The sequence below is a fragment of the Pseudomonas sp. Wu6 genome, from assembly GCF_019891515.1.
Taxonomy (GTDB): Bacteria; Pseudomonadota; Gammaproteobacteria; order Pseudomonadales; family Pseudomonadaceae; genus Aquipseudomonas; species Aquipseudomonas orientalis_A.
Genome location: NZ_JAFLXH010000003.1, coordinates 177,112 through 201,525, shown reverse-complemented (window position 1 = coordinate 201,525; position 24,414 = coordinate 177,112). Strand labels below are relative to the sequence as shown.

At 61.1% G+C, this 24,414-nt stretch carries 21 protein-coding genes; 7 read left to right on the top strand and 14 right to left on the bottom strand.

Annotation, left to right across the window (positions count from 1 at the left end; translation table 11 throughout):
- The first annotated feature begins 112 nt into the window (after positions 1-112).
- Positions 113-1,366 (top strand): serine hydroxymethyltransferase, encoded by a 1,254-nt coding sequence (gene glyA, locus J1G34_RS03340; RefSeq protein ID WP_065895218.1) that lies wholly within the window; start codon positions 113-115, stop codon positions 1,364-1,366.
- 126 nt (positions 1,367-1,492) lie between these two features.
- Here the strand turns inward: glyA and yjiA are convergent, their stop codons facing one another.
- The 6 genes from yjiA to katB all read right to left on the bottom strand — a co-directional run bounded on the left by yjiA (position 1,493) and on the right by katB (position 8,812).
- Positions 1,493-2,452 (bottom strand): GTPase, encoded by a 960-nt coding sequence (gene yjiA / locus J1G34_RS03335; protein ID WP_122562041.1) that lies wholly within the window; start codon positions 2,450-2,452, stop codon positions 1,493-1,495.
- A gap of 154 nt (positions 2,453-2,606) precedes the next feature.
- Positions 2,607-2,804: a YbdD/YjiX family protein gene (locus J1G34_RS03330; RefSeq protein ID WP_003176208.1), complete on the bottom strand. Its 198-nt coding sequence runs from the start codon at positions 2,802-2,804 to the stop codon at positions 2,607-2,609.
- Between the two features lie 15 nt (positions 2,805-2,819).
- Complete coding sequence (locus J1G34_RS03325; protein WP_065897629.1) at positions 2,820-4,886, bottom strand: carbon starvation CstA family protein; 2,067 nt, start codon at positions 4,884-4,886, stop codon at positions 2,820-2,822.
- Between the two features lie 294 nt (positions 4,887-5,180).
- A complete protein-coding gene (gene radA / locus J1G34_RS03320) occupies positions 5,181-6,548 on the bottom strand; it encodes a DNA repair protein RadA (protein WP_032884669.1) in 1,368 nt (455 codons plus the stop codon).
- Positions 6,549-6,583: 35 nt separating this feature from the next.
- Positions 6,584-7,132, bottom strand: a complete 549-nt coding sequence (locus J1G34_RS03315) for an ankyrin repeat domain-containing protein (protein WP_122463081.1) — start codon at positions 7,130-7,132, stop codon at positions 6,584-6,586.
- 138 nt (positions 7,133-7,270) lie between these two features.
- The gene (gene katB, locus J1G34_RS03310) at positions 7,271-8,812 is read right to left on the bottom strand and encodes a catalase KatB (protein WP_065895215.1); all 1,542 of its coding nucleotides are present in this window, start codon (positions 8,810-8,812) and stop codon (positions 7,271-7,273) included.
- Positions 8,813-9,099: 287 nt separating this feature from the next.
- Here katB and mscL point away from each other — a divergent pair, with 287 nt between their 5' ends.
- The gene (mscL, locus tag J1G34_RS03305) at positions 9,100-9,516 is read left to right on the top strand and encodes a large-conductance mechanosensitive channel protein MscL (protein ID WP_065886910.1); all 417 of its coding nucleotides are present in this window, start codon (positions 9,100-9,102) and stop codon (positions 9,514-9,516) included.
- Positions 9,517-9,556: 40 nt separating this feature from the next.
- Here mscL and J1G34_RS03300 read toward each other — a convergent pair whose 3' ends face one another.
- Positions 9,557-10,333: a ferredoxin--NADP reductase gene (locus J1G34_RS03300; protein ID WP_122562038.1), complete on the bottom strand. Its 777-nt coding sequence runs from the start codon at positions 10,331-10,333 to the stop codon at positions 9,557-9,559.
- A gap of 426 nt (positions 10,334-10,759) precedes the next feature.
- Here J1G34_RS03300 and J1G34_RS03295 point away from each other — a divergent pair, with 426 nt between their 5' ends.
- Both J1G34_RS03295 and J1G34_RS03290 read left to right on the top strand, forming a co-directional pair.
- Positions 10,760-11,470, top strand: coding sequence for a helix-turn-helix transcriptional regulator (locus J1G34_RS03295; RefSeq protein ID WP_065895212.1), 711 nt, complete (start codon positions 10,760-10,762; stop codon positions 11,468-11,470).
- 142 nt (positions 11,471-11,612) lie between these two features.
- Positions 11,613-12,737, top strand: coding sequence for a methyltransferase (locus J1G34_RS03290; RefSeq protein WP_128876058.1), 1,125 nt, complete (start codon positions 11,613-11,615; stop codon positions 12,735-12,737).
- A gap of 69 nt (positions 12,738-12,806) precedes the next feature.
- Here the strand turns inward: J1G34_RS03290 and J1G34_RS03285 are convergent, their stop codons facing one another.
- From J1G34_RS03285 to J1G34_RS03275, 3 genes are read right to left on the bottom strand one after another with little or no spacing between them, the layout of a single operon-like run.
- Positions 12,807-12,974, bottom strand: coding sequence for a DUF2474 domain-containing protein (locus tag J1G34_RS03285; RefSeq protein ID WP_065886906.1), 168 nt, complete (start codon positions 12,972-12,974; stop codon positions 12,807-12,809).
- A gap of 12 nt (positions 12,975-12,986) precedes the next feature.
- Positions 12,987-13,994: a cytochrome d ubiquinol oxidase subunit II gene (gene cydB, locus J1G34_RS03280; RefSeq protein ID WP_065886905.1), complete on the bottom strand. Its 1,008-nt coding sequence runs from the start codon at positions 13,992-13,994 to the stop codon at positions 12,987-12,989.
- Position 13,995: 1 nt separating this feature from the next.
- A complete protein-coding gene (locus J1G34_RS03275) occupies positions 13,996-15,435 on the bottom strand; it encodes a cytochrome ubiquinol oxidase subunit I (RefSeq protein ID WP_128876057.1) in 1,440 nt (479 codons plus the stop codon).
- Positions 15,436-15,754: 319 nt separating this feature from the next.
- Here J1G34_RS03275 and J1G34_RS03270 point away from each other — a divergent pair, with 319 nt between their 5' ends.
- Entirely contained in the window at positions 15,755-17,005 is a 1,251-nt protein-coding gene (locus J1G34_RS03270) for an MFS transporter (RefSeq protein WP_222993290.1), read from the top strand.
- A gap of 514 nt (positions 17,006-17,519) precedes the next feature.
- Here the strand turns inward: J1G34_RS03270 and J1G34_RS03265 are convergent.
- The 4 genes from J1G34_RS03265 to J1G34_RS03250 all read right to left on the bottom strand — a co-directional run bounded on the left by J1G34_RS03265 (position 17,520) and on the right by J1G34_RS03250 (position 21,753).
- Positions 17,520-19,703, bottom strand: coding sequence for a xanthine dehydrogenase family protein molybdopterin-binding subunit (locus J1G34_RS03265; protein WP_222993288.1), 2,184 nt, complete (start codon positions 19,701-19,703; stop codon positions 17,520-17,522).
- Positions 19,700-20,689, bottom strand: a complete 990-nt coding sequence (locus J1G34_RS03260; RefSeq protein ID WP_065897636.1) for an FAD binding domain-containing protein — start codon at positions 20,687-20,689, stop codon at positions 19,700-19,702. Before J1G34_RS03260 ends, J1G34_RS03265 begins: the two co-directional genes overlap by 4 nt.
- Entirely contained in the window at positions 20,686-21,210 is a 525-nt protein-coding gene (locus J1G34_RS03255) for a (2Fe-2S)-binding protein (protein ID WP_065886900.1), read from the bottom strand. The genes J1G34_RS03260 and J1G34_RS03255 overlap by 4 nt, the downstream gene beginning before the upstream one ends.
- A 96-nt stretch (positions 21,211-21,306) precedes the next feature.
- Positions 21,307-21,753: a DUF4879 domain-containing protein gene (locus J1G34_RS03250; RefSeq protein WP_222993286.1), complete on the bottom strand. Its 447-nt coding sequence runs from the start codon at positions 21,751-21,753 to the stop codon at positions 21,307-21,309.
- Between the two features lie 188 nt (positions 21,754-21,941).
- Between J1G34_RS03250 and J1G34_RS03245 the strand changes: the two genes are divergently transcribed.
- Together J1G34_RS03245 and trmA are read left to right on the top strand one after the other, a co-directional pair.
- Positions 21,942-23,237: an NCS2 family permease gene (locus tag J1G34_RS03245; RefSeq protein WP_034117796.1), complete on the top strand. Its 1,296-nt coding sequence runs from the start codon at positions 21,942-21,944 to the stop codon at positions 23,235-23,237.
- A complete protein-coding gene (gene trmA / locus J1G34_RS03240; protein ID WP_065895206.1) occupies positions 23,234-24,313 on the top strand; it encodes a tRNA (uridine(54)-C5)-methyltransferase TrmA in 1,080 nt (359 codons plus the stop codon). The genes J1G34_RS03245 and trmA overlap by 4 nt, the downstream gene beginning before the upstream one ends.
- Positions 24,314-24,414: the final 101 nt, after the last annotated feature.

The following is a 24,414-nucleotide window of genomic DNA, read 5'->3' as shown; positions in this document are numbered from 1 at the left end:
CCACACCCAGATGAGCCCCACTTGTCCGCGACATGATGTCCTTTCATATGCCATCCAAAACCCATTGGGTTAGAATGCCCTCCTTTTCTGCCCCCGATCCTTGAGGACCGCCATGTTCAGCCGTGATTTGACTATTGCCAAGTACGACGCCGATCTCTTCGCCGCCATGGAGCAAGAAGCCGTGCGCCAGGAAGAGCACATTGAGCTGATCGCTTCGGAAAACTACACCAGCCCTGCGGTGATGGAGGCTCAAGGTTCGGTGCTGACCAACAAGTACGCCGAAGGCTACCCAGGCAAGCGCTACTACGGCGGTTGCGAATACGTCGACGTGGTTGAGCAGTTGGCCATCGACCGTGCAAAAGAACTGTTCGGCGCCGATTACGCCAACGTCCAGCCCCACGCCGGTTCCCAAGCCAACAGCGCGGTGTACCTGGCCCTGCTGCAAGGTGGCGATACCATCCTGGGCATGAGCCTGGCCCACGGCGGCCACCTGACCCACGGCGCCAGCGTGTCCTCCTCCGGCAAGCTGTACAACGCCGTTCAATACGGTATCGATGCCAACGGCCTGATCGACTACGACGAAGTCGAGCGCCTGGCGGTCGAGCACAAGCCAAAAATGATCGTGGCCGGTTTCTCTGCCTACTCGCAGATCCTGGATTTCCCACGCTTCCGCGCCATCGCCGACAAGGTTGGCGCCTACCTGTTCGTGGACATGGCGCACGTTGCAGGCTTGGTCGCTGCGGGCGTCTACCCGAACCCGGTGCCTTACGCCGACGTGGTCACCACCACTACCCACAAGACCCTGCGCGGTCCACGTGGCGGCCTGATCCTGGCGCGCGCCAATGCCGAGATCGAGAAGAAGCTCAACTCCGCCGTATTCCCGGGCGCCCAGGGTGGCCCGCTGGAACACGTGATCGCGGCCAAGGCGATCTGCTTCAAGGAAGCGCTGCAGCCTGAGTTCAAGACCTACCAGCAACAAGTGGTCAAGAACGCCAAGGCCATGGCCGGCGTGTTCATCGAGCGCGGTTTTGACGTGGTGTCCGGCGGTACCGAGAACCACCTGTTCCTGCTGTCGCTGATCAAGCAGGACATTTCCGGTAAAGATGCTGACGCTGCCCTGGGCAAAGCCTTCATCACCGTGAACAAGAACTCCGTGCCGAACGACCCACGTTCGCCGTTCGTCACCTCCGGCCTGCGCTTCGGCACCCCGGCTGTGACCACCCGTGGCTTCAAGGAAGCCGAGTGCAAGGAACTGGCCGGCTGGATCTGCGACATCCTGGCGGACCTGAACAACGAAGCCGTGATCGACGCGGTACGTGAGAAGGTCAAGGCCATCTGCAAGAAGCTGCCGGTGTACGGCGCGTAATACTAAGAAGCCCACTGTAGGAGCGAGCTTGCTCGCGAAAAACGTCAACGGTAACGCGTGCATCCTGGAAGCACGCGTTACCTGTGAGTTCTTCGCGAGCAAGCTCGCTCCTACAGGTGGGCTTTTTTATGCCCGGTAGACCCTGGCAAAGCCTTCTCGAATCTTGTCTTCCGGCAATTCGTCGGCAATAAACACAATCACACTTTCCCGCGTCTCGCCCTCGGCCCACTCGGTGTCCCAGTCGAAGCCGTAGAGCTTCAGCACGCCCTGGAACACCATGCGCCGATCCTCCCCGGCGATGTTCAGCACGCCCTTGTAGCGCAGCAGTTGCTTGCCATGGTCTTCCAACAGTTCGTTCATGAACTCACTGAGGCGGTCGATATCCAGCGGCTGGTCGGTGCGCAGCACCAGGCTGGAAATACGGTCGACCGATGGCGCAGCGCTGACCGGGCGCAGGCTCATGCCAGCGTTGAGGTTGAAGCCGCGCACATCCAGTAACTCGGCGAGGTCGATCTTGCCATGCTCCACCACCCGGATTGGTGCGCGGCGATTGATGCGGGTCAGGCGTTCGCTGAGGGCGTTGAAGGAGGCTTCGTCTACCAGGTCGCGCTTGCTCACCAGCAGGCGGTCGGCAAAGCCGATCTGGGCCTGGGCGATGGTCTGGGTCAGGTGTTGCTCGGCGTGGGCCGCGTCCACCAGGGTGATGATGCCGTCAAGGATATAGCGCTCGCGCAGTTCCTCATCGATAAAAAAGGTCTGGGCCACCGGCGCGGGATCGGCCAGGCCGGTGCACTCGATCACCAGGCGGTCGAAGGCGATTTCGCCGCTGTCCAGCCGCTCGAGCAGCAAGTACAGCGCCTTGGTCAAGTCGGTATGGATGGTGCAGCACACGCAGCCGTTGGAGAGGGTCATGACCTGTACCGGCTCTGCGCCCAACAGTTGGGTATCGATGCCGGCATCACTGAATTCGTTTTCGATCACGGCGATCTTCAAGCCGTGTTCGGCCTTGAGCAGATGACGCAGCAAGGTGGTCTTGCCGGCGCCGAGAAAGCCGCTGAGCACGGTGACCGGAATGGGAGAGGACACAGACAGTTCTCCTTATATCTGAAGGAACACAAAACAAATGTGGGAGGGGGCTTGCCCCCGATGGCGGTGTGTCAGGCACTGATGTGTCGCTGATACACCGCTATCGGGGGCAAGCCCCCTCCCACATGGAATCACTACTGGCCCGAGTGCCGGGTCAGCAGCACTTGGGCCCACCCTTGCCGCCGTAACGGGCCTCCTGGCGTTCGCGGAAGAACGCCTTGTAGTCCATCATCGGCTTGTCCGGGTGCTTGGTTTGCATATGCTCGACGTACGTGTCGTAGTCGGGCATGCCGACCATCAGGCGCGCGGCCTGACCGAGGTATTTACCGAGGCGACTGATGTCATTGAACATGGTTGCAATCCTCGGTTATGCGTCCGGTACGGCCTGGAATGGCGCTTCTTTATCCGTACGCTCTTTGTTGCCCCAGGCGGCAATGCCGACCTTGAGCGCATAGAACAGGATGCTGAACACCACGAACAGGAACAGCGCCGTCAGCGTTGCGTTGGTGTAGGCGTTGTAGATCACGTGCTGCATCTGGTCGATGCTCTTGGCCGGGGCCAGGATCTGACCGTTGGCCAGGGCATCGCTGTATTTCTTCGCCAGCGACAGGAAGCCGATTGCCGGGTTGGCGTCGAACAGCTTGATAAAGCCCGCCGTGGTGGTGCAGATCAACAGCCAGACGGCCGGCACCAGGGTCACCCAAATGTAGCGCTGACGCTTCATTTTGATCAGCACAACCGTGGCGAGCATCAGCGCGATCCCGGCCAGCATCTGGTTGGAGATACCGAACAGCGGCCACAAGGTGTTGATGCCGCCCAGTGGGTCGATCACGCCCTGGTACAGCAGGTAACCCCACATCGCCACACAACCGGCGGTGGCGATCAGGTTGGCGGTCCAGGATTCGGTGCGCTTGAGCGACGGCACGAAGGAGCCGAGCAGATCCTGCAGCATGAAACGACCGGCACGGGTACCGGCGTCGACTGCCGTCAGGATGAACAGCGCTTCGAACAGGATCGCAAAGTGGTACCAGAACGCCATGGTGTTTTCACCCGGCAGTACGCTGTGCAGGATCTGCGCGATACCGACCGCCAGGGTCGGTGCACCGCCGGCACGGGCCAGGATGGTGGTTTCACCGATGTCATGGGCCACGGCCGACAGCGCCTCGGGGGTGATTGCAAAGCCCCAGCTGCTGACGGTCTGCGCCACGGTTACCACGTCGGTGCCGACAATCGCCGCCGGGCTGTTCATGGCGAAGTACACGCCAGGCTCGATCACCGACGCGGCAACCATCGCCATGATGGCCACGAACGACTCCATCAGCATGCCGCCGTAACCGATGTAGCGCGCGTGGCTTTCATTGGCCAGCAGCTTGGGCGTGGTGCCCGAGGAGATCAGCGCATGGAAGCCGGAGACCGCGCCGCAGGCAATGGTGATGAACAGGAACGGGAACAGGCCGCCCTTCCACACCGGGCCGGTGCCGTCGATGAACTGGGTAAGCGCCGGCATTTTCAGGTCAGGCATGGTGACCAGGATGCCAATCGCCAGCGCGATGATGGTGCCGATTTTGAGGAAAGTCGACAGGTAGTCACGCGGGGCCAGGATCAGCCATACCGGCAATACTGCGGCAACAAACCCGTAGCCGATCAGCATCCAGGTGATCTGGATGCCGGTAAAGGTGAAGGCCTTGGCCCATACCGGGTCAGCGGCGATCTGCCCGCCCAGCCAGATCGAACCCAGCAGCAACAGCACGCCGATGATCGAAATCTCGCCAATGCGGCCCGGGCGGATGTAGCGCATGTAAATGCCCATGAACATCGCGATCGGGATGGTCGCCATCACCGTGAAGATGCCCCACGGGCTTTCGGCCAGGGCCTTGACCACGATCAGCGCCAGCACCGCGAGGATGATGATCATGATCAGGAAGCAGCCGAACAGCGCAATGGTCCCGGGAATGCGGCCCATTTCTTCGCGGACCATATCGCCCAGGGAACGGCCGTTACGCCGGGTGGACAGGAACAGAATCATGAAATCCTGCACCGCACCGGCCAGCACCACACCGGCAATCAGCCAAAGCGTGCCGGGCAGGTAACCCATTTGCGCCGCCAATACCGGGCCGACCAGAGGGCCCGCGCCGGCAATCGCCGCAAAGTGGTGACCGAAAAGGATGTGTTTGTTGGTCGGCACGTAGTCCAGACCGTCGTTGTTGACCACTGCGGGAGTTGCCCGCCGTGGGTCCAGTTGCATCACGTTATTGGCGATGAACAGGCTGTAGTACCGGTACGCGACCAGGTAGATGGCCACCGCAGCAACCACAATCCACAAGGCGTTGATCGCCTCGCCGCGGCGCAAGGCCACTACGCCGAGGGCGCATGCTCCTACGATTGCCAGCACCAGCCAGGGTAGATGGCGTAGCAGGCTATTATTATTTTTCATTTTTATATTCCAGCCAGGGTGGACAGAAAGGACAGCCAGCCCGAGTTTAGCGCTGTTGGCCTTAAAGGCCACCCCCTTCCTTGGTCTAGAGCCTTGCCGAGGCAAAAAAAGCGGAAATAAAGGCTGGATGATGGCGCAGCGGTGGCGGCATTGCTGGAAACCTGGAATCCAACACAGGTCAAAATGTGGGAGGGGGCTTGCCCCCGATAGCAGTGTGTCAGGCGCTGATAGATTGACTGACCTGCCGTCATCGGGGGCAAGCCCCCTCCCACATGGGTTTTGCGGTGTTGCTGATTACTCGAACAGCGCATCCAGCGCCTGTTCCAGGCGCGTGACCCCAATCACCTGCAACCCTGGCGGCATTTCCTTCGGCGCATTGCCCTTGGGCACGATCGCCCGCTTGAAGCCATGCTTGGCCGCCTCTTTCAAGCGCTCCTGGCCACTGGGCACCGGGCGCACTTCGCCCGACAAACCCACCTCGCCAAACACCAGCAAGTCATGGGGCAACGGCCGGTTGCGCAAGCTGGACATCACCGCCGCCATCAACGCCAGGTCGGACGCGGTCTCCAGCACCTTGACCCCGCCCACCACGTTGAGGAAGACGTCCTGATCGTGAGTCGGAATGCCGCCATGGCGGTGCAATACCGCCAACAGCATGGCCAGGCGATTCTGGTCCAGGCCGAGGGTGACCCGGCGCGGGTTGGCCAGATGGCTGTCATCCACCAGCGCCTGGACTTCCACCAGCATCGGCCGGGTGCCTTCCCACGTCGCCATCACCACGCTGCCTGGGACTTCTTCCTGAGCGCGGGTGAGAAAAATCGCCGACGGATTGGAGACTTCTTTCAGCCCGCGGTCGGTCATGGCAAATACACCCAACTCGTTCACCGCGCCAAAACGGTTCTTCACCGCCCGCAGCAACCGCAGGCGGCCATCGGATTCACCTTCGAAATACAGCACGGTATCCACCATGTGCTCCAGCACTCGCGGCCCGGCCAGCGCGCCTTCCTTGGTCACGTGGCCGACCAGGAAGATCGCCGTGCCGCTCTGCTTGGCATAGCGCACCAACAGCGCCGCGCTTTCACGCACCTGGGATACGCCGCCGGGCGCCGATTGCAGTTGCTCGGTGAAAATCGTCTGGATCGAGTCGATCACCATGACCTTGGGCTTTTCGATGCGCGCCGTGGCGATGATGCTTTCGATGCAGGTTTCGGTCATGACCCGCAGTTGGTCCTGGGGCAGGCCCAGACGACGGGCGCGCATGGCCACTTGTTGCTGGGACTCTTCCCCGGTGACGTACAGCGCCGGCATGCGGCTGGCGATGCTGCACAGGGTTTGCAGCAGGATCGTGGATTTACCGATGCCGGGGTCGCCGCCGATCAGCACAACCGAGCCGTCCACCAGGCCGCCGCCCAATACCCGGTCCAACTCGCCGGAGGCCGTGGAGAAACGCGGGATCTCTTCGACGCTGACTTCGGCCAGGGTCTTGATCTGCGCTTGTTGCCCGGTCCAACCGGCGCGGCCGGTGGGCGCTGCGGCGCCACCGCTTTCAATCATGGTTTCAGTCAGGGTGTTCCACGCACCGCACTCGCCGCACTGGCCCGCCCATTTGGGAAAGGTCGCGCCGCACTCGGTGCAGCCGTACATGCGCTTGGCCTTTGCCATTGAAGAACCTCCAACCGAAAAACCGCGATGATAGCTCAGCGCGGCGCCGGGGTCCGGATTTCACCGTTGGCCAAGCGTGAAGCGCTGTTGCCGATGGGGTCTTCGGCATTCAGGTCGGCGCCTTTGGCCTTCAATTCGCTTAACAACTCCACGCGTTTGAATAGCCCGGCGTACATGGCGGCCGTCTGCCCCGCGCCGTTGCGTTGGTCGGGGTTGCAGTCGGTGGCCAGCAAGCGCTGGGCGATTTGCAGTTCGCCTTTGAAAATCGCGCCCATCAGCGCGGTGTTGCCGCGTTTGTCCTGCACGCAGGCGTCGGCGCCGGCGGCCAACAGGCGCTCAACGTAGGCGCTTTGGCCGTGATAGGCGGCGAGGATCAAGGCGGTGTAGCCCTTGTCGTCCTGAGTATTCAGGGCGTAGCCCGACTCAATGAAAGTGTTGAGCATGTCGAGGTCGCCACGACGGGCGGCGTCGAAATAATAGTCCTGAAGCTGCGCCTTGAGCGCACCAGGGTCATTGGAGGGGGGTTGTTCGGCCAGCACACTGAACGAACAGCAGGCCAGCAGTGCCCATATGAACGTACGCATGATCAAGATCCTTGAGAAAGATCCCCTTGCAGGAGCGCGCTTGCTCGCGAAAAACGTCAACGATAACGCGTGCATCCTGGATAAATGCGTTGCCTTTGAGTTCTTCGCGAGCAAGCTCGCTCCTACAGGAGGGCGTGGTTAGTCAGTCAGTTTGTCAGCCAGTGCTTTCACACGCGCCAAGTCACCCTTGGCCACCTTGGCCACACCGGTGCCGTACTCCGGGTCGGCCTTGTAGAGGAACGACAAGATGATGTGCTTGCTTTCATCATCGGTGGTCGCCAACGAGCCGCCGAAGTTGTCGATCAGGTCCTGACGCTCTTTCTTGCTGTAGGAGCGATACAAGTCACCGGCCTGCTTGAAGTTCTGCTCACGCTGAATCTTCGCCTGCTGGGTGCTGCCCGACAGCGGCGACTGGCTGTAGCGCGCAGCCTGCGGCTCTTCCCGTGGCAACAGACGGCTTGGCTGATAGTTCACGCCGGTGGTGGTCTTGCCGAAGTTCAGCGCGCCGTCCTGGTTGCCGTTGTTGACGGTGACCCTTGGGGCATTGATCGGCAGTTGCAGGGCATTGGCGCCCAATCGGTACATTTGCGTGTCGGCGTAGGAGAACACCCGACCTTGCAGCAGGCGGTCTTCCGACGGTTCGATACCCGGCACCAGGTTGGCCGGGGCCATCGCCACTTGTTCGGTCTCCTGGAAAACATTGCCCGGGTTGCGGTTGAGCACCATTTGCCCGACTTTGCGCTCCGGCACATTCGGCCAGATCTTGGTGGCGTCCAGTGGGTCGAAATCGAACTTGGCCAGGTCTTCAGGTTTCAACACCTGCACATACAGGTCCCACTTGGGGAAGTCGCCCTTGTTGATATGGGTGACCAGGTCATTGGTCATATGGCTGTAGTCACGCCCTTGCACTTCGGTGACTTGCTTGGGGTCAAGGTTCTTGATGCCTTGCAGGCTCTTCCAGTGAAACTTGACGTAGTGCACTTCACCCTTGGCGTTGATCAACTTGTAGGCATGTACGCCGTTGCCGTCCATCTCCCGGTAACTGGCCGGTGTGCCGGAGTCCGAGTACAACTCGGTCAGTGTGCGTGTGGACTCGGGAACATGGGAGAAGAAGTCGAAACGACGCGAGTCATCGTCCAGGTTAGTGCGCGGGTCCGGTTTGAACGCGTGGACCATGTCCGGGAACTTGATGGCATCGCGAATGAAGAACGTCGGGAAGTTATTACCGACCAGGTCCCAGTTGCCTTCGGCGGTATAGAACTTGGTGGCGAAGCCCCGTGGGTCGCGCAGGGTTTCCGGGGAATGGTTTCCGTGGACCACGGCCGAGAAGCGCACGAATACCGGCGTGGCTTCACCGGCGGCAAATACCTTGGCCTTGGTCAGGTCGCTGAGGTTGTCGGTCACGGTGAAGGTGCCATGGGCGCCCGTGCCACGGGCATGCACCACGCGCTCGGGGATACGTTCGCGGTCGAAGCGCTGCAGCTTCTGAATCAATTGAACGTCCTGCAGCAGCACGGGGCCATTGGCGCCGGCCGTCTGCGAGTTCTGGTTATCGCCAACGGCGGCGCCGTTGTCACGGGTCAGGTTGGCGGCTTGCACGGAGAGGGTCAGCAGGCTGGCGGTCACCAACGCCAAGGCTTGGCGTGCCGACACGGGCCTGCGATTGATTGAATGGTTCATCAAGGTTTCCTCTGGTTTTTTTAGTGCACATTCAGTTGTGCTTGCCAGAGGCTAGTGACCTGCGGGTCAGAAGATAAATAGAAAAACCCCACAGGCCCGATTGAGAAAAAAATGTGGTAACCCGCTGAAATTAGCCGTATTCCGCGCGCGATTGGTGGCACTTTGCAAACTAATTGCGTTTTAATGTGTCGATAAAAACCAACAGTGTTAAAGGTTGTGTCGCGCGAGCCCGCTACGACTGACTTACACTGACCTCCACCCTTCTCATCTGTAACAAGGAATAACTTATGGGCGTGATCAGTGAGTTCAAGGCCTTCGCGGTCAAAGGTAATGTGGTCGACATGGCCGTCGGTATTATCATCGGCGCCGCGTTCGGCAAAATTGTTTCCTCGTTTGTAGGCGACGTGGTAATGCCGCCCCTCGGCCTGTTGATCGGTGGCGTGGACTTCGGCGACCTGGCAATCACGCTTAAAGCCGCGCAAGGCGATGCACCCGCCGTGGTGCTGGCATACGGCAAGTTCATCCAGAGCGTGGTCGACTTTTTGATCGTCGCCTTCGCCATCTTCATGGGTGTAAAGGCGATCAACCGCCTCAAGCGCGAAGAGGCCGTAGCCCCGAGCCTGCCGCCGACGCCGACCAAGCAAGAGGTGCTGTTGGGCGAGATTCGCGACCTGCTCAAGGCACAGAACGACAAACCGCTCTGACCGGCAGATGCAAAAAGGCGCCTCGTGAGGCGCCTTTTTTTTACCAGTAGTTTTCCACCGCCACCTGGCCCGGGCGTCGGCTCAGGCTCAGTTGCATGTCGCGCTGCTTGAGCAACTGGCGCGTGTCATCGACCATCTGCGGGTTGCCGCAAATCAGCACGCGTGAGTGCTGCGCTGTCAACGCGATGCCGGCCGCGCGCTCCAGCTCCCCGTTCTCGATCAAGGTGGTGATGCGCCCGTTCAATGCGCCCGGATGCCGCTCGCGGGTGACGATAGGGATGTAGATCAGCTTGTGGGCGTATTCGGCCAGGTATTCGCGCTCGCCCAGGTCCTTGATCAGCGTCTGGTAGGCCAGTTCCCTGGCCTCGCGTGCGCTGTACACCAGGACGATACGTTCGAACTTCTCCCACACCTCGAAATCCTGCAGGATCGACAGAAACGGTGCCACCCCGGTGCCGGTGCCCAGCAGCCACAGATCACGCCCGTCCACAAAGCGGTTCAGCGTCAGAAAGCCCGTGGCCTGGCGCTCCACCAGCACGCTATCGCCGACTTTCAGGCGGCTCAACTCACTGGTGAACTCGCCGCCTGGAACCACGATGGAAAAGAAATCGAGGTATTCGTCAAACGGTGACGACACGATGGAATAGGCGCGCCACACGGTACTGCCATCCGCCTTGGTGACGCCCAGACGCACGAATTGGCCGGCGGTAAAGCGAAAACCGGCATCACGCGTGGTGCGCAGGGTGAAAAGGCTGGGAGTCAGCGATTGCACATCGAGCAAGGTCTGGCGGGTAAATTTCTCAGCACTGGCCGTCATGGGGGGCTCCGTTTTGCACAGGGCCGTAGTGTCTCTCAAAGCGCGCCGCGCAAACACCGCTGATTGGTAATGGCATTACAGTCAACCGAGTCGACGGCCCTGTCAGGCGGGTAACAATCGGTGACAAATAGCGTCCCAACACCGAACTAAACATTTCGCTATGAATACGCCCGCAATACGCAACAACACGAAAGCGAACGTACCGATGGCGTCACTTTGACATCATTCGTAACTAATTGAAAAACTGCGCTCTCTTCCATAAGTCCGACTAAAGCCCAGTCCTTGTCCACTCTGTTACAGCCTGACCCAAGGCAGTCAAGGAGTTTTTTTCAGCCCCACAAGTAAGACTTATCCTACACTTTCCATTCAAGTCGCATTGGGATGAGGACGTACCCAAGTCACACGAAAACCTGTGGAGAGCAATCGATGGTCAAATGGCGCAATACACGGCTGCCCAAGCTTGAAGGCGAGAGCGAAATCACCAGCGTGTTTGAAATGGTCGTCAATCACACGTATGAATTAGGATTCCAACATTGCTCATTTACGATGAGTTCTCAAGCCCCAAGCAACCAAACAGACCCCATACATCTTGATAACCATCCCAGTGAATGGAGAAATATTTACAAACGAGCGCATTTCTTCGAAATAGACCCTGTTGTATCCCACTGCAAGAACAGTGTCCTGCCCATTGTCTGGGACCCGAAAACGTTTAGCAGTACCCCCCAGCTGTGGGAGTTGGCCCAGTCGTTTGGGGTGCACTTGGGCTGGAGTCAGGCGGTCCATGATTTCCAGGGTGTGTTCAGCATGCTCACGCTGACGCGTGGCAAAGGCGAGGTCAGCCCCGAAGAGCTTTACGAAAAAGCCGGGCAGGTGTTGTGGCTCTGCCATGCGATGCATGCAGTGGTTGCAAAAAAATACGCCGACAAAGCCCATATCAACACGCCCAGCAAGTTGACCGCACGGGAGACGGAGGTCCTCAAGTGGTCCGCCATGGGCAAGACCGCTTCCGAGATTGCGGCCATTCTCTGCCTGTCCGAGCGTACAGTGGGCTTTCATATCAGCAGTACCTTCAAGAAACTTGGCGTGCACAATAAGATCCAGGCCGTGCTCAGTGCCTCTAAAGCAGGACTGTTTTGACCCGAACAAGAAACACCGCATGTCATCGCGCTGAAAAAAAAGTAACATTTGCGGCCCATTCTGAGTGTTGATTCAGCCCTTTCACAGGTTGCCTCGCCGTTCACTCAGACGGTTCCGTCGATTACCCAGAGCCTGCCCCGCCATGCCCCTGCTTGACAGCCCCTTCGCCCAGCTCGATTTGATCCGTCAGCCCGAGCAACACAATGATCCGCTGCAAGCCTTCGATGCCGCCGACGAATACCTGCTCAGCCACCTCGCCGGCCAGCAACCCCCTGCGGCAACCCGTGTGCTGGTACTCAATGACAGCTTCGGCGCCCTCGCGGCCAGCCTTGCAGGCCAGGTGCAGGTGACCTCCAGCGGGGACTCGTTCCTCGCCGCCCAAGGCCTGGGAAAAAACCTGGCGCGCAACGGTAAAGCCTTTGATGCGGTAACGTTCGTACCGGCCAGCCAAGTGCCGGTCGGGCCATTCGATCGGGTGTTGCTCCGTGTGCCGAAGACCCTGGCGCTGCTCGAAGAACAGTTGATCCGGTTGCACGGGCAACTCGCACCGGGCGCCGAAGTGATCGCCGGGGCCATGGTCAAACACTTGCCGCGCGCCGCCGGTGAACTGCTGGAGCGTTATATCGGGCCGATGCATGCCACGCTTGCGGCAAAGAAGGCCCGGCTGCTGATCGCCACCGTCGCGCAGCGCCCCGCGCCCGTATCGCCCTACCCTACCCGCTACTCGCTGGATACCCCGGCCATCGAACTGCTCAACCATGCCAACGTGTTCTGCCGCGAAGGCCTGGACATCGGCACGCGCGCGTTCCTGCCGCACCTGCCGAACAACCTGGGCGGCGCCCGCGTGGCCGACCTTGGCTGCGGCAACGGCGTATTGGCAATTGCCAGCGCGCTGCAAAATCCCGACGCGCACTACACCCTGGTGGACGAGTCCTTCATGGCGGTGCAGTCAGCTGCCGAAAACTGGCAGGCCGCGCTGGGCGGCCGTGATGTCATCGTGCGCGCTGATGACGGCCTGGCCGGCCAGGCCCCGCAGTCGTTGGACGTGGTGCTGTGCAACCCGCCTTTCCACCAGCAGCAGGTGGTGGGCGACTTTCTCGCCTGGCGCATGTTCCAGCAGGCGCGGGAGGCGCTGGTGGTGGGTGGCGCGCTGTATATCGTCGGTAACCGTCACCTGGGTTATCACAGCAAATTGGCGCGCCTGTTCCGTGGCGTCGAACAAGTGGCGGCCACACCCAAGTTCGTCATTCTCAAGGCGCGCAAATAAAAAAAGCCCTGCCCTTCCGGTAAGAAGAGCAGGGCTGAAAAACCGGGCCGCAAAGCCCGGATCGGGATGTCAGTGGGTGGTCAGCCCGGCCGCGTTCATGAACATGCGCATCAGGCTGGCGACGATAAACAAGGCCAGCACACTGCCGGTCCAGATCATCGCCAGCCATCCAAGGCGCCGCCAAAGCGGCTGTTTCTCGGCCTGTTCGATATCGTGCAACGAAGGTTTGCCCGCCATGCTGCGACCCTCCTAGTGATAACCGTCTTCATGGGTGACCTTGCCGCGGAACACGTAGTAGCTCCAGAAGGTGTAGCCCAGGATGAACGGAATGATGAACAAGGTGCCCACCAGCATGAAGCCCTGGCTTTGCGGCGGCGCGGCGGCGTCCCAGATCGAGACTGACGGTGGAATGATGTTCGGCCACAGGCTGATCCCCAGGCCGCTGTAACCCAGGAAGATCAATACCAGCGTCAGCAGGAAGGGCGTGTAGTGCGCCCGGCGTGCCACGGCGCGGAATAACCCGTACATCGTCACCAGCACCAGCAGCGGCACGGGCAGGAACCAGAACAGATTCGGCAGGGTGAACCAGCGCGAGGCGATTTCGGCGTGGGTCAGCGGCGTCCAGAGGCTGACGATACCGATCACCGCCAACACCACGAAGGCCAGCGGGCGCGCCAGGTTGTGCATCTGTTCCTGCAACTTGCCTTCGGTCTTCATGATCAGCCAGGTGCAGCCAAGCAAGGCATACGCCACGATCAACGCCACGCCGCAGAACATCGTGAACGGGGTCAGCCAGTCCAGCGAGCCGCCGGCGAACTGGCGATTCACCACCGGAATGCCATCGATAAACGCCCCCAGCGCCACGCCCTGGAAGAACGTGGCCGTCAGCGAGCCGCCGATAAATGCCTTGTCCCACAGGTGGCGCTTATGGTCCTTGGCCTTGAAGCGGAACTCGAAGGCCACGCCACGAAAGATCAGCCCGATCAACATCAGGATCAGCGGCAGGTACAACGCCGACAACACTACCGAGTAAGCCAGCGGGAATGCACCGAACAAGCCCGCGCCGCCCAATACCAGCCAGGTTTCGTTACCGTCCCACACGGGCGCCACGGTGTTCATCATGACGTCGCGGTCGGTCTTGCCCTTCACAAATGGAAACAGGATGCCGATGCCCAGGTCGAAGCCGTCCATCACCACGTACATCATGATGCCGAAGATGATGATCACGGCCCAGATCAGCGGAAGATCAATGCCCATCTCAATGCCCCTTGTGCTGGATGTCGTCGTGGTCGTTATCGGTGCCATCATCGGCAGCGGACAACGGACGCGCCGGGGTACGTTTCTGGCCAGGTCCACCCTGGGTCGGCTCGGTGACCTGGTAAACCACAGGCCCTTTGCGCACCAGTCGCATCATGTAACCCAGGCCCGCGCCGAACAGCGCGAAGTACACCACCACGAACATCACCAGGGTGATAGTCATCTGCGCCAGGCTATGCCCGGAAGAGGCATCCGCCGTGCGCATCAGCCCGTAGACCACCCACGGCTGACGGCCGATTTCGGTGGTGAACCAGCCAGCGAGAATCGCGATCAACCCCGAAGGGCCCATCCACAACGCCAGGTACAGGAACGGCTTGGACGTGTACATCTTGTCGCCGCGGCGCAGCCACAGGCTGAACAGCCCCGTGAAGATCATCAGGAAACCCAGGCCGACCATGACCCGGAACGACCAGAACACCACGGTCGAATTAGGCCGGTCTTCAGGCGGGAAGTCCTTGAGCGCCGGCACCTGTTTGTCCAGCGAGTGGGTCAGGATCAGGCTGCCCAGGTAAGGGATTTCCACCGCGTACTTGGTTTTTTCCGCCTTCATGTCCGGCCAGCCGAACAGGATCAGCGGCGTGGGTTCATTGCCGATGTTTTCCCAGTGACCTTCAATCGCGGCGATTTTGGCCGGTTGATGCTTCAGGGTATTGAGGCCGTGGAAGTCGCCGATCACCGCCTGGATCGGCGCGACGATCAAGGCCATCCACATTGCCATCGAGAGCATCTTGCGGATCGCCGGGTTGTCCTTGCCGCGCAGCAGGTGCCAGGCCGCCGACGAACCGACGAAGAACGCCGTGGCCACGAAGGCAGCGGTGGCCATGTGCGCCAGGCGGTAGGGGAATGAGGGGTTGAAGACCACGGCGAACCAATCGGTGGGGATCACGCGGCCATCGACAATTTCAAAGCCTTGGGGCGTCTGCATCCAGCTGTTGGAGGAGAGAATCCAGAACGTCGAAATCAGCGTACCGATCGCCACCATCACGGTGGAGAAGAAGTGCAGGTTGCGCCCCACCTTGTTCCAGCCAAACAGCATCACCCCCAGGAAACCGGCTTCGAGGAAGAAGGCGGTGAGCACTTCGTACGTCAGCAGCGGCCCGGTAACGGCGCCGGCGAAATCCGAAAAGCGGCTCCAGTTGGTGCCGAACTGGTAAGCCATGACCAAGCCCGAAACCACGCCCATGCCGAAGTTGACGGCAAAGATCTTCGACCAGAAATGGTAGAGGTCACGGTAGGTGTCATTGCGGGTCTTGAGCCACAAGCCCTCCAGCACCGCAAGGTAACTGGCCAGGCCGATGGTGATCGCCGGGAACAGGATGTGAAACGAGATGGTGAACGCAAATTGAATTCGGGCGAGATCTAGCGCCTCCAAACCGAACATAAGTCTTCCTCTGTCAGGTAATACCGGCTGCGGGCTCGGAGCCTGCACCCACTGCCCCTACGGATATGGAGTGTGGCGAATTTCAATTCGTTTCTTTTTTTACCCGTCACGCAGGGAGTCTGGCCTTTCGGCCGCCAGAACAATCCCCTGGCAGGTTTTGATCTGGATCAAGCATCGTTGAAAGAGTAGTCCCATTTGCGCTGTCCGGTTGTGTGGTCTTTTGCCGCGTGACAGCTTGCCTCACCCGAGTTATTGCAACTCTTTGTTACAACATAATGCTAATCTCGATGTTCCCTTCGGCCCCCGACCTGTACGCCCAATGCCTAGCGAACCTGCGTTGCTGTTACGTCACCACCGCCCTTTTATCGCGTTCTGGCTGGCGCGGATCTTTACCGCCAGCGGCTTCCAGATGCTGACCGTGGCCATCGGCTGGAACCTCTACCAACTGACCGGCAATGTGCTGGACCTGGGATTGGTCGGCCTGGTGGAGTTCGTGCCGCGTGTGCTGTTCATGCTGCACACCGGGCACGTGGCCGATCGCTATGAGCGACGCAAGGTCGCTGCCATCTGCCAGACCGTCCAGGCGCTGATTGCCCTGTCCCTGGCCATCGGCGGGCTGACCGGCAACGTGACCCGCGAGATGATCTTCATTCTCGCCTTCCTGCTGGGCGCCGCCCGTTCATTCGAAATGCCCACCACCCAGGCAATGCTGCCCAGTATCGTGCCCGCCACGCTGTTCCCCCGGGCCGTGGCGTCGTCGCAATCGGCCCAGCAATTGGCGACCATCGTCGCCCCGGCCCTCGGCGGCTTGCTCTACGCGTTCGGCAGCGTGTGGGTGTACGGCCCGACCGTGGTGCTGTACCTGATCGCCTGCGGGCTGACCCTGAACCTCCCCGCCCGCCAGACGCCGCTGAACAAAGGCAAGGCCACCCTCGACTCGTTGCTGGCCGGGATTCGCTTTATCCGCAGCCGGCCGGACATCCTCGGCGCCATCTCCCTGGACCTGTTCGCCGTACTGCTGGGCGGCGCCACCGCCCTATTGCCGGTGTTCGCCAAGGACATCCTGTTGACCGGCCCCTGGGGCCTGGGCCTGCTGCGCTCGGCACCGGCGGTGGGGGCGCTGCTGATGTCACTGTGGCTGGCACGCTTTTCGGTGGACCGCAAAGTGGGACGCGTAATGTTCACCGCCGTCGGCGTGTTCGGCGTGGCGACCATCGCGTTCGGCCTGTCGACCTCGTTCTGGTTCTCCCTGGCCGTACTGGTGGTCCTCGGCGCGGCGGACATGATCAGCATGGTGATCCGGGCTTCGTTCGTGCAACTGGAAACACCGGATGAAATGCGCGGCCGAGTGAGCGCAGTCAACGGCTTGTTTATCGGCGCATCCAATCAACTGGGTGAGTTCGAATCGGGCATCACCGCGCACTGGTTCGGCACTGTGCCCGCCGTCGTCATGGGCGGCGTGGGCACGCTGGTGGTGACCGGAGTGTGGATCAAACTGTTCCCGACCCTGGCCAACCGCGACCGAATGCATGTTCCAGTGCAAGAAACGGCCTTGAAAACCACCGCCTGACCCGCGTTGACAATAAGGTCAAATGTGGCAGGGGGCTTGCCCCCGATAGCCATAGGTATCTACACAACTCAGCAGCGCCCAACCGTAACCACGATGCGAAGCGAGTCGCTCTTGACCTTGATCTTGATCTGCTTTTGATCTCAGGCGCCCCGTTAAACCACGCTGGCCGAACGCAGGCTTGAATCCGTGGGCAACCCGGCAGGACGCCGGGTTAGCCGCACTGGGCCAAGGATGGCCCATTGCGGCGGCCCACGGATTCAAGCCGGAGAGAGGGCACACCGAGCCTAAGCGAGGTGCCGAGTGGTGGGGCAAGAGCGTTTTGCTTACTTTTGCGCTTTTCAAAAGTGAGCCGCCGTAAGGGCGGAACCCATAGCAGCCGTGACCACAGAAACGGATATGTACTCGTTCCAATCCAGCATCCTGGTCGGCCCAGAGGCCGCCATCGGGGGCAAGCCCCCTCCCACATTTGGACAGTGGCGCGTCAGTAAAATAGCTATGGGCTGCCCGCTGCCTTTTAGAGCACCTTGTCCAAGGTAATCGGAAACTCCCGAACCCGTTTCCCAGTAGCGTGATAGATAGCATTCGCCACCGCCGCCGCCACCCCGACAATACCGATCTCTCCCACACCCTTGGACCCCAGGGCATTGACGATCTCGTCATGCTCTTCGACAAACAGCACATCAATCTCGCCGATATCGGCATTCACCGGGATATGGTACTCGGCCAGACTGTGGTTCATGGAGCGCCCCAGTTCATGATCAACCTGAGTCTCTTCATGCAGCGCCATGCCAATCCCCCACACCACGCCACCAAGGATCTGGCTGCGCGCCATTTTCGGATTAACCACGCGCCCGGCCGCAATCGCACTGACCACGCGGCTGACCTTGATGGTGCCAAGGTCCTCGTCCACGCGAACTTCGACAAACACCGCCGAATGGGTGGCACTGGCATAGCCCTCGCGCTTCTTGTCAGGCTCGCTGTCGATCTGCACCTCCAGCGCGTCCTCACCGCTGTCCTTGACCAACTGAGCCAGCGACACACTCACATCGCCAGTATGCAACTGCCCCTCTTCGAATCGCACGGACTCGGCGTCCTTGAACACCGGGTAGACCTGCCGCGCGGTTTCCAACAGTTTCGCATTGAGCGCTTCACAGGCCTGCTGCACGGCGGTACCAACGGACGACACGGTAAACGAGCCGCCCTGCAAGGGCGCCGTGGGCAAGGACGAATCGCCCAGCAGGAAGCTGATATCGCCCATCGCCACGCCGCTGGCCTGGGCCGCGATCTGGGTCATCACGGTGTAGGTGCCGGTACCGATATCGGTGGTGGCGCTGCTGACAGTGAGTTTGCCGTCGCTGTCGATGCGCGCCTTGGCACTGGCTTTCATCTGCATGGCTTCCCACACCCCGCCGGCCATGCCCCAGCCGATCAACTGGCGGCCGTCGCGCATACTGCGCGGTTCGGGGTTGCGCTGGCTCCAGCCGAAACGCTCGGCGCCTTCGCTGTAACATTCGCGCAGGGCTTTGCTCGACCAGGGTTTGTCCTCGTTCTGGTTACGCTCGGCGTAGTTGATCAGGCGCAGCTGCACCGGGTCGATGGCCAGGGCACAGGCCAGTTCGTCCATGGCGCATTCCAGGCCGATCACACCCAGGGCCGCGCCTGGAGCACGCATGTCCAGCGGGGTGAATACGTCCAGCGGTACCAACTTGTAGGTCAACTGCACGTTATCGCAGTGATAAAGCATGCCGCTCCATTCCACCACGTGTTCGCTGAAATCCTCGAAGCGCGAGGTCTGGCCGATCGCGGTATGCCCCAGCGCCAGCAGGCGCCCGTTGGCGGCGGCGCCCATTTGCAAGCGCTGCAAGGTGCGCGGGCGGTAGCCGAAGGTGAACATCTGTTGCCGGGTCAGGGTGACGCGTACCGAGCGCTTCAATGCCAGCGATGCCATGACCGCCAGCGGCAATTGGTACTGCGGGCGCAGGCCTGAACCAAAGGCACCGCCGACAAACGCGGCAAAGATGCGCACCTGGCTTTTATCCAGGCCAAACACTTTCTGCACATAGGCCTGGCAATTCTGCGGCCCCTGGGTCTTGTCGTGGATATGCAGCGTGCCGTCCGGCTGGTACAGCACGGTGCTGGCATGGGGTTCCATCGGGTTATGGTGTTCGATGGGCGTGCTGTAGTGCAGATCGAGGCTGATGGCGGCGCCGGCCCATTCGGCCTGGAAATTGCCACGCGGGCCGGGCGGGGTCTGCGGCGAAGGGTGGGCCGATTCCTGCTGGGTGATCAGGTCCGTCTCGAAGTCTTCGGGCGCGTATTCAATCTCCACCAGCGAGCCGGCATGCCGCGCAAGCTCCAGATTATCGGCGATCACCAGCGCGAGCGGCTGTCCGCTGTAGAGCACGCGGTCGTTGTACAGCGGGCGAAACGGTGAGCCGTCGGCGGCATCCGCATCGGCGAAGGCATCGTCGTAGCTGGCGATCCTGGGGCGATTGAGATGATCAATCACTTGCACCACGCCCGGCAGCGCGAGGGCCCTGGAGGCATCGATCCGGATGACCCGGCCTTTGGCGATGGTGCTCGATACCACACTGCCATGCAGCAGGGCGTCCTCGGGAAATTCACCGGCGTAGCGCGCCTGGCCGGTGACTTTGAGCAGACCGTCGACACGGTCCAGGGGTTTGCCGATGGCACTCATGGCTGTTCTCCCGCGACCGCAGCGTCGCTCAGTGCTCGAATGATTGCGCGGCGCGCCAGCTTGATCTTGAAACCGTTGTGTTGCAGCGGCTCGGCATCTTGCAGCAGGGCATCGGCGGCGTTACTGAAGGTTTCGCGGCTGACGGGGCGGCCGATCAGCGAGGCTTCCACCGCACGGTCACGCCAGGGTTTGTGGGCCACACCGCCAAGGGCCAGGCGGGCGTCGATGATCTCGTCGCCGTCCAACTCCAGGGCGGCGGCAACCGACACCAGTGCAAACGCGTAGGACGCGCGGTCGCGGATCTTCAGGTAGTGACTGTGGCGAGCCAGGTTATCGGCGGGCAATTCCACGGCGGTGATCAGTTCGTCATCGGCCAATTGGTTGTCCCGTTGCGGCGCATCACCCGGCAGGCGGTGGAAGTCGGCAAACTCGATAACCCGCGCCCCGCCGCGCCCTTGCACATGCACCCGCGCCTCCAGCGCTGCCAGGGCCACGCACATGTCCGAGGGGTGCGTGGCGACGCATTGCGCGCTGGCGCCAAGGATCGCGTGGATGCGATTCAAGCCGGTGCGCGCCGGGCAGCCGCTGCCGGGCTCACGCTTGTTGCACGGCACCGTGGCGTCATAGAAATAGTAGCAACGGGTGCGTTGCAGCAAGTTGCCACCGGTACTGGCCATGTTGCGCAGTTGCGGTGAGGCCCCGGCAAGGATGGCCTGGGACAGCAACGGGTAACGCTGCTCGATCAGCGGGTGCCAGGCCAGGTCGGCATTGCTCACCAGCGCGCCAATGAGCAGGCCGCCCTCGGCGGTTTCTTCGATGGCGCGCAGCGGCAATCCGGTGATATCAATCAAGTGTTCGGGGCGGCTGATGTTCTCTTTCATCAGGTCCAGCAGGTTGGTGCCGCCGGCAATGAAGCGCGACGCCGCACTGCTCAGGTGCACCGCCTCGTGTACATCGGCCGGTTTGCTGTACTGGAAGGGATTCATTGCTCACCTCCGCGGTTGCGGCACGCCGGCAGCGCGTCTTCGATGGCGTCGCGGATATTGCTGTAGGCACCGCAGCGGCACAGGTTGCCGCTCATCAATTCCTGGATCTGCGCAGTGTCGTGGGCGCGGCCTTCGTTGGCCAGGCCGACCGCCGAGCAGATCTGGCCGGGGGTGCAGTAGCCGCACTGGAAGGCATCGTGCTTGATAAAGGCTTGCTGCATCGGATGCAATTGGTCGCCGTCGGCCAGGCCTTCGATGGTGGTCAGCTCGGCGCCGTCGCACATCACGGCCAGGGTCAGGCAGGCGTTTACGCGTTTGCCATCACGCAACACGGTGCAGGCACCGCATTGGCCGTGGTCACAGCCCTTTTTGCTGCCAACCAGGTCCAGTTGTTCGCGCAGCAGGTCCAGCAAGGTGGTCCAGGGCAACACACTCAATTGGCGATCCTGGCCATTCAAGGTCAAGCGTATCGGGTGGGCAACGTACGGCTGGGCCGCCGCGCCATTGGGGGTCGCGCTCATAAACACCTCACGGGTTGGTGTACATCCGCGGCGTTCAGGAAAATCGCCGTCTCAGGGGTACGACTTCCCGGGGTTTTGAGCGTTCAAGATGATTGATCAGTGGATATTGAGTGTTGCGGTCAACGTATTTTGCGGTGGGTTGATCGACGAATTGCTGTAGATGAAGTCCCCCGGGCCCTCGACATTCAGGTCGAACACATAGATATAGCCCATCAGCGTGCCCGCGCCATTGCACGCCTGGCTGATGTTGCCGACCTGGCACACCGCCGTGCGCTGGCCATTGAGCACCGCACCGTTGAAGCGCCCGACCGGGTTGTTACCCAGGCCCACTTCCATCACCGACACCTTGGTTGGCCCGCGATGTGTACACATTTGAGTAACGGTGACGCGCTCCGGGATGGTTTCCGTGCAAGTGGGCGACTCGACCTTGAACACCCGCACCTCGCTCAAAGCCGGTGCAGTCGCGCCCCACGCCGGTGCTGCGCCCAGCCACAGGCTGATACTGGCGATCAGCGCTAGACTCCACACGTTGGCTTTTTTCATGCTGTCGATGACCCACTGTTGAACGTCGCTGCAGTATGCCTCAAGGCCATGCGCCACACAGCCTCGGCTGCTGGTATGATGCGCCGCTTTTTCCGATCCTCTCTGAAGCCACAGGCGCTTGGCGCAGTTTGTGCTTTGACTTAGAGGTCAACAAATCACGACGCAAGATAGCGTCACAGGGAGCCGGCATGCTGGAAAAGCTGTTTCAACTCAAAGCCCACAACACCAATGTGCGCACCGAGATTCTCGCGGGTATCACCACATTCCTGGCCATGGCCTACATCCTGTTCGTCAACCCGAGCATCCTCGGCGAAACCGGCATGGACAAAGGCGCAGTGTTTGTCGCGACCTGCCTGGCGGCGGCCATCGGTTCCACCGTGATGGGCCTGATCGCCAACTACCCGATTGCGCTGGCGCCGGGCATGGGCCTCAACGCCTTCTTTACCTATACCGTGGTGTTGCACATGGGCCACACCTGGCAGGTTGCGCTGGGTGCGGTATTCATTTCGGCGGTGCTGTTCTTCCTGCTGTCGATCTTCCGTATCCGTGAGTGGATCATCAACAGCATTCCCCTGCCCCTGCGCTCGGCGATTGCTGCCGGTATCGGCCTGTTCCTGGCGCTGATCGCCCTGCACAACGCCGGTATCGTGGTCGCCAATCCGGCCACGCTGGTGGGCCTGGGCGATCTGAAACAACCGGCGCCGATCCTGGCGACCCTGGGCTTCGTGCTGATCGTCGCGCTGGAAGCCCTGGCAGTGCGCGGTGCCGTGTTGATCGGCATCCTGGCGGTGACCATTGTCTCGATCCTGCTGGGCGTCACCCCGTTCGGCGGCGTGACCTCCATGCCACCGTCACTGGCACCCACCTTCCTGCAGCTGGACATCAAGGGCGCGCTGGATATCGGCCTGGTCAGCGTGATCTTTGCGTTCCTGTTCGTCGACCTGTTCGACAACTCCGGCACTTTGATCGGCGTCGCCAAGCGCGCCGGGCTGATGGGCAAGGACGGCCATATGCCGAAAATGGGCCGTGCGCTGATCGCCGACAGTACGGCGGCCATGGCCGGCTCGCTGCTGGGCACCTCGACCACCACCAGCTACATCGAATCCGCCGCCGGCGTGAGCGCCGGTGGCCGTACCGGCTTGACAGCCATCGTGGTCGCGATCCTGTTCCTGCTGGCGCTGTTCTTCTCGCCCCTGGCGGCCAGCGTACCGGCCTTCGCCACCGCGCCGGCGCTGCTGTTCGTGGCGGTGTTGATGACGTCCGGCCTGGCCGAAATCGACTGGGATGACATTACCGTGGCAGCGCCGGTGGTGATCACCGCCCTGGCGATGCCGTTCACTTACTCCATCGCCAACGGCATCGCCTTCGGTTTCATCGCCTGGACCGCCATCAAGCTGCTTTCGGGCCGCTACCGTGAGCTGAACCCGGCACTGGTGATTCTGTCGATCCTGTTCGTGATCAAGCTTGGCTGGTTCAACGCATGACTTTCGACGCCGCACACTACACCGCTCAACTGCAAGACAAGGTCACGCGTTTGCGTGACCTGCTGGCCCCCTTCGACGCGCCCGAACCGCAGGTCTTCGACTCGCCGCTGCAGAACTTCCGCCTGCGCGCCGAATTCCGCCTGTGGCGCGAAGGCGGGGATCGCCACTACGCCATGTTCGCCCAGGACGACAAGCGCACACCGATCCTCATTGAAGAATTCCCCATTGCCAGCCAGCGCATCAACCAATTGATGCCGCAGCTCAAGGCCGCCTGGCAAGCCAGCGCCGCCCTCAGCCACAAGCTGTTCCAGGTGGAGTTCCTGACCACCCTGGCCGGCGACGCGATGATCACCCTGTGCTATCACCGCCCGCTGGACGAACACTGGCACGCCGCCGCCAACCAGCTGGCGGCCGAGCTGGACGTGAGCATCATTGGTCGCTCCAAGGGCAAGCGCGATGTCATCGGCCGCGACTACGTGGTGGAAAAACTCGAGGTCGGCGGCCGCACGTTCAGCTACCGCCAACCCGAAGGCGCCTTCACCCAGCCCAACGGCACGGTGAACCGCAAGATGCTCAACTGGGCGTACGACGCCCTGGGCGATCGCCCGGACGACTTGCTGGAGCTGTACTGCGGGAACGGCAATTTCACCCTGCCGCTGGCAACCCGCGTGCGCAAGGTGCTGGCCACCGAAATCAGCAAGACGTCGGTCAATGCGGCCCTGAGCAACCTCGATGAAAATGCCGTGGATAACGTCACCCTGGTGCGCCTTTCCGCCGAAGAACTTACCGAGGCGCTGAATGAAGTTCGACCGTTCCGCCGCCTGCACGGCATCGACCTGAAAAGCTACGAATTCGGCAGCGTATTCGTCGACCCGCCCCGCGCCGGCATGGACCCGGACACCTGCGAACTGACCCGACGTTTCGACAACATCCTGTATATCTCCTGCAACCCGGAGACCCTGGCGGCGAACATTGCGCAACTGCATGACACCCATCGCATTACTCAATGCGCGATGTTTGACCAGTTCCCGTGGACGCATCATATGGAATCGGGTGTGTTGCTGACCCGGCGGTAATCTGCGGGGTATGAGTATCGCCAGTTAAGGCTTTTGCAGGAGCGAGCTTGCGCGCGAAAAACGTCAACGATAACGCATGCTTCCTGGATAAACGCGGTGCC

Bases quoted from the DNA above. Each gene is read 5' to 3' on its own strand.
- glyA (WP_065895218.1), top strand. From the start codon at position 113: ATGTTCAGCCGTGATTTGACTATTGCCAAGTACGACGCCGATCTCTTC.
- J1G34_RS03330 (WP_003176208.1), bottom strand. From the start codon at position 2,804: ATGTTCAATGACATCAGTCGCCTCGGTAAATACCTCGGTCAGGCCGCG.
- J1G34_RS03325 (WP_065897629.1), bottom strand. From the start codon at position 4,886: ATGAAAAATAATAATAGCCTGCTACGCCATCTACCCTGGCTGGTGCTG.
- radA (WP_032884669.1), bottom strand. From the start codon at position 6,548: ATGGCAAAGGCCAAGCGCATGTACGGCTGCACCGAGTGCGGCGCGACC.
- J1G34_RS03315 (WP_122463081.1), bottom strand. From the start codon at position 7,132: ATGCGTACGTTCATATGGGCACTGCTGGCCTGCTGTTCGTTCAGTGTG.
- katB (WP_065895215.1), bottom strand. From the start codon at position 8,812: ATGAACCATTCAATCAATCGCAGGCCCGTGTCGGCACGCCAAGCCTTG.
- mscL (WP_065886910.1), top strand. From the start codon at position 9,100: ATGGGCGTGATCAGTGAGTTCAAGGCCTTCGCGGTCAAAGGTAATGTG.
- J1G34_RS03300 (WP_122562038.1), bottom strand. From the start codon at position 10,333: ATGACGGCCAGTGCTGAGAAATTTACCCGCCAGACCTTGCTCGATGTG.
- J1G34_RS03295 (WP_065895212.1), top strand. From the start codon at position 10,760: ATGGTCAAATGGCGCAATACACGGCTGCCCAAGCTTGAAGGCGAGAGC.
- J1G34_RS03290 (WP_128876058.1), top strand. From the start codon at position 11,613: ATGCCCCTGCTTGACAGCCCCTTCGCCCAGCTCGATTTGATCCGTCAG.
- J1G34_RS03285 (WP_065886906.1), bottom strand. From the start codon at position 12,974: ATGGCGGGCAAACCTTCGTTGCACGATATCGAACAGGCCGAGAAACAG.
- cydB (WP_065886905.1), bottom strand. From the start codon at position 13,994: ATGGGCATTGATCTTCCGCTGATCTGGGCCGTGATCATCATCTTCGGC.
- J1G34_RS03275 (WP_128876057.1), bottom strand. From the start codon at position 15,435: ATGTTCGGTTTGGAGGCGCTAGATCTCGCCCGAATTCAATTTGCGTTC.
- J1G34_RS03270 (WP_222993290.1), top strand. From the start codon at position 15,755: ATGCCTAGCGAACCTGCGTTGCTGTTACGTCACCACCGCCCTTTTATC.
- J1G34_RS03265 (WP_222993288.1), bottom strand. From the start codon at position 19,703: ATGAGTGCCATCGGCAAACCCCTGGACCGTGTCGACGGTCTGCTCAAA.
- J1G34_RS03260 (WP_065897636.1), bottom strand. From the start codon at position 20,689: ATGAATCCCTTCCAGTACAGCAAACCGGCCGATGTACACGAGGCGGTG.
- J1G34_RS03255 (WP_065886900.1), bottom strand. From the start codon at position 21,210: ATGAGCGCGACCCCCAATGGCGCGGCGGCCCAGCCGTACGTTGCCCAC.
- J1G34_RS03250 (WP_222993286.1), bottom strand. From the start codon at position 21,753: ATGAAAAAAGCCAACGTGTGGAGTCTAGCGCTGATCGCCAGTATCAGC.
- J1G34_RS03245 (WP_034117796.1), top strand. From the start codon at position 21,942: ATGCTGGAAAAGCTGTTTCAACTCAAAGCCCACAACACCAATGTGCGC.
- trmA (WP_065895206.1), top strand. From the start codon at position 23,234: ATGACTTTCGACGCCGCACACTACACCGCTCAACTGCAAGACAAGGTC.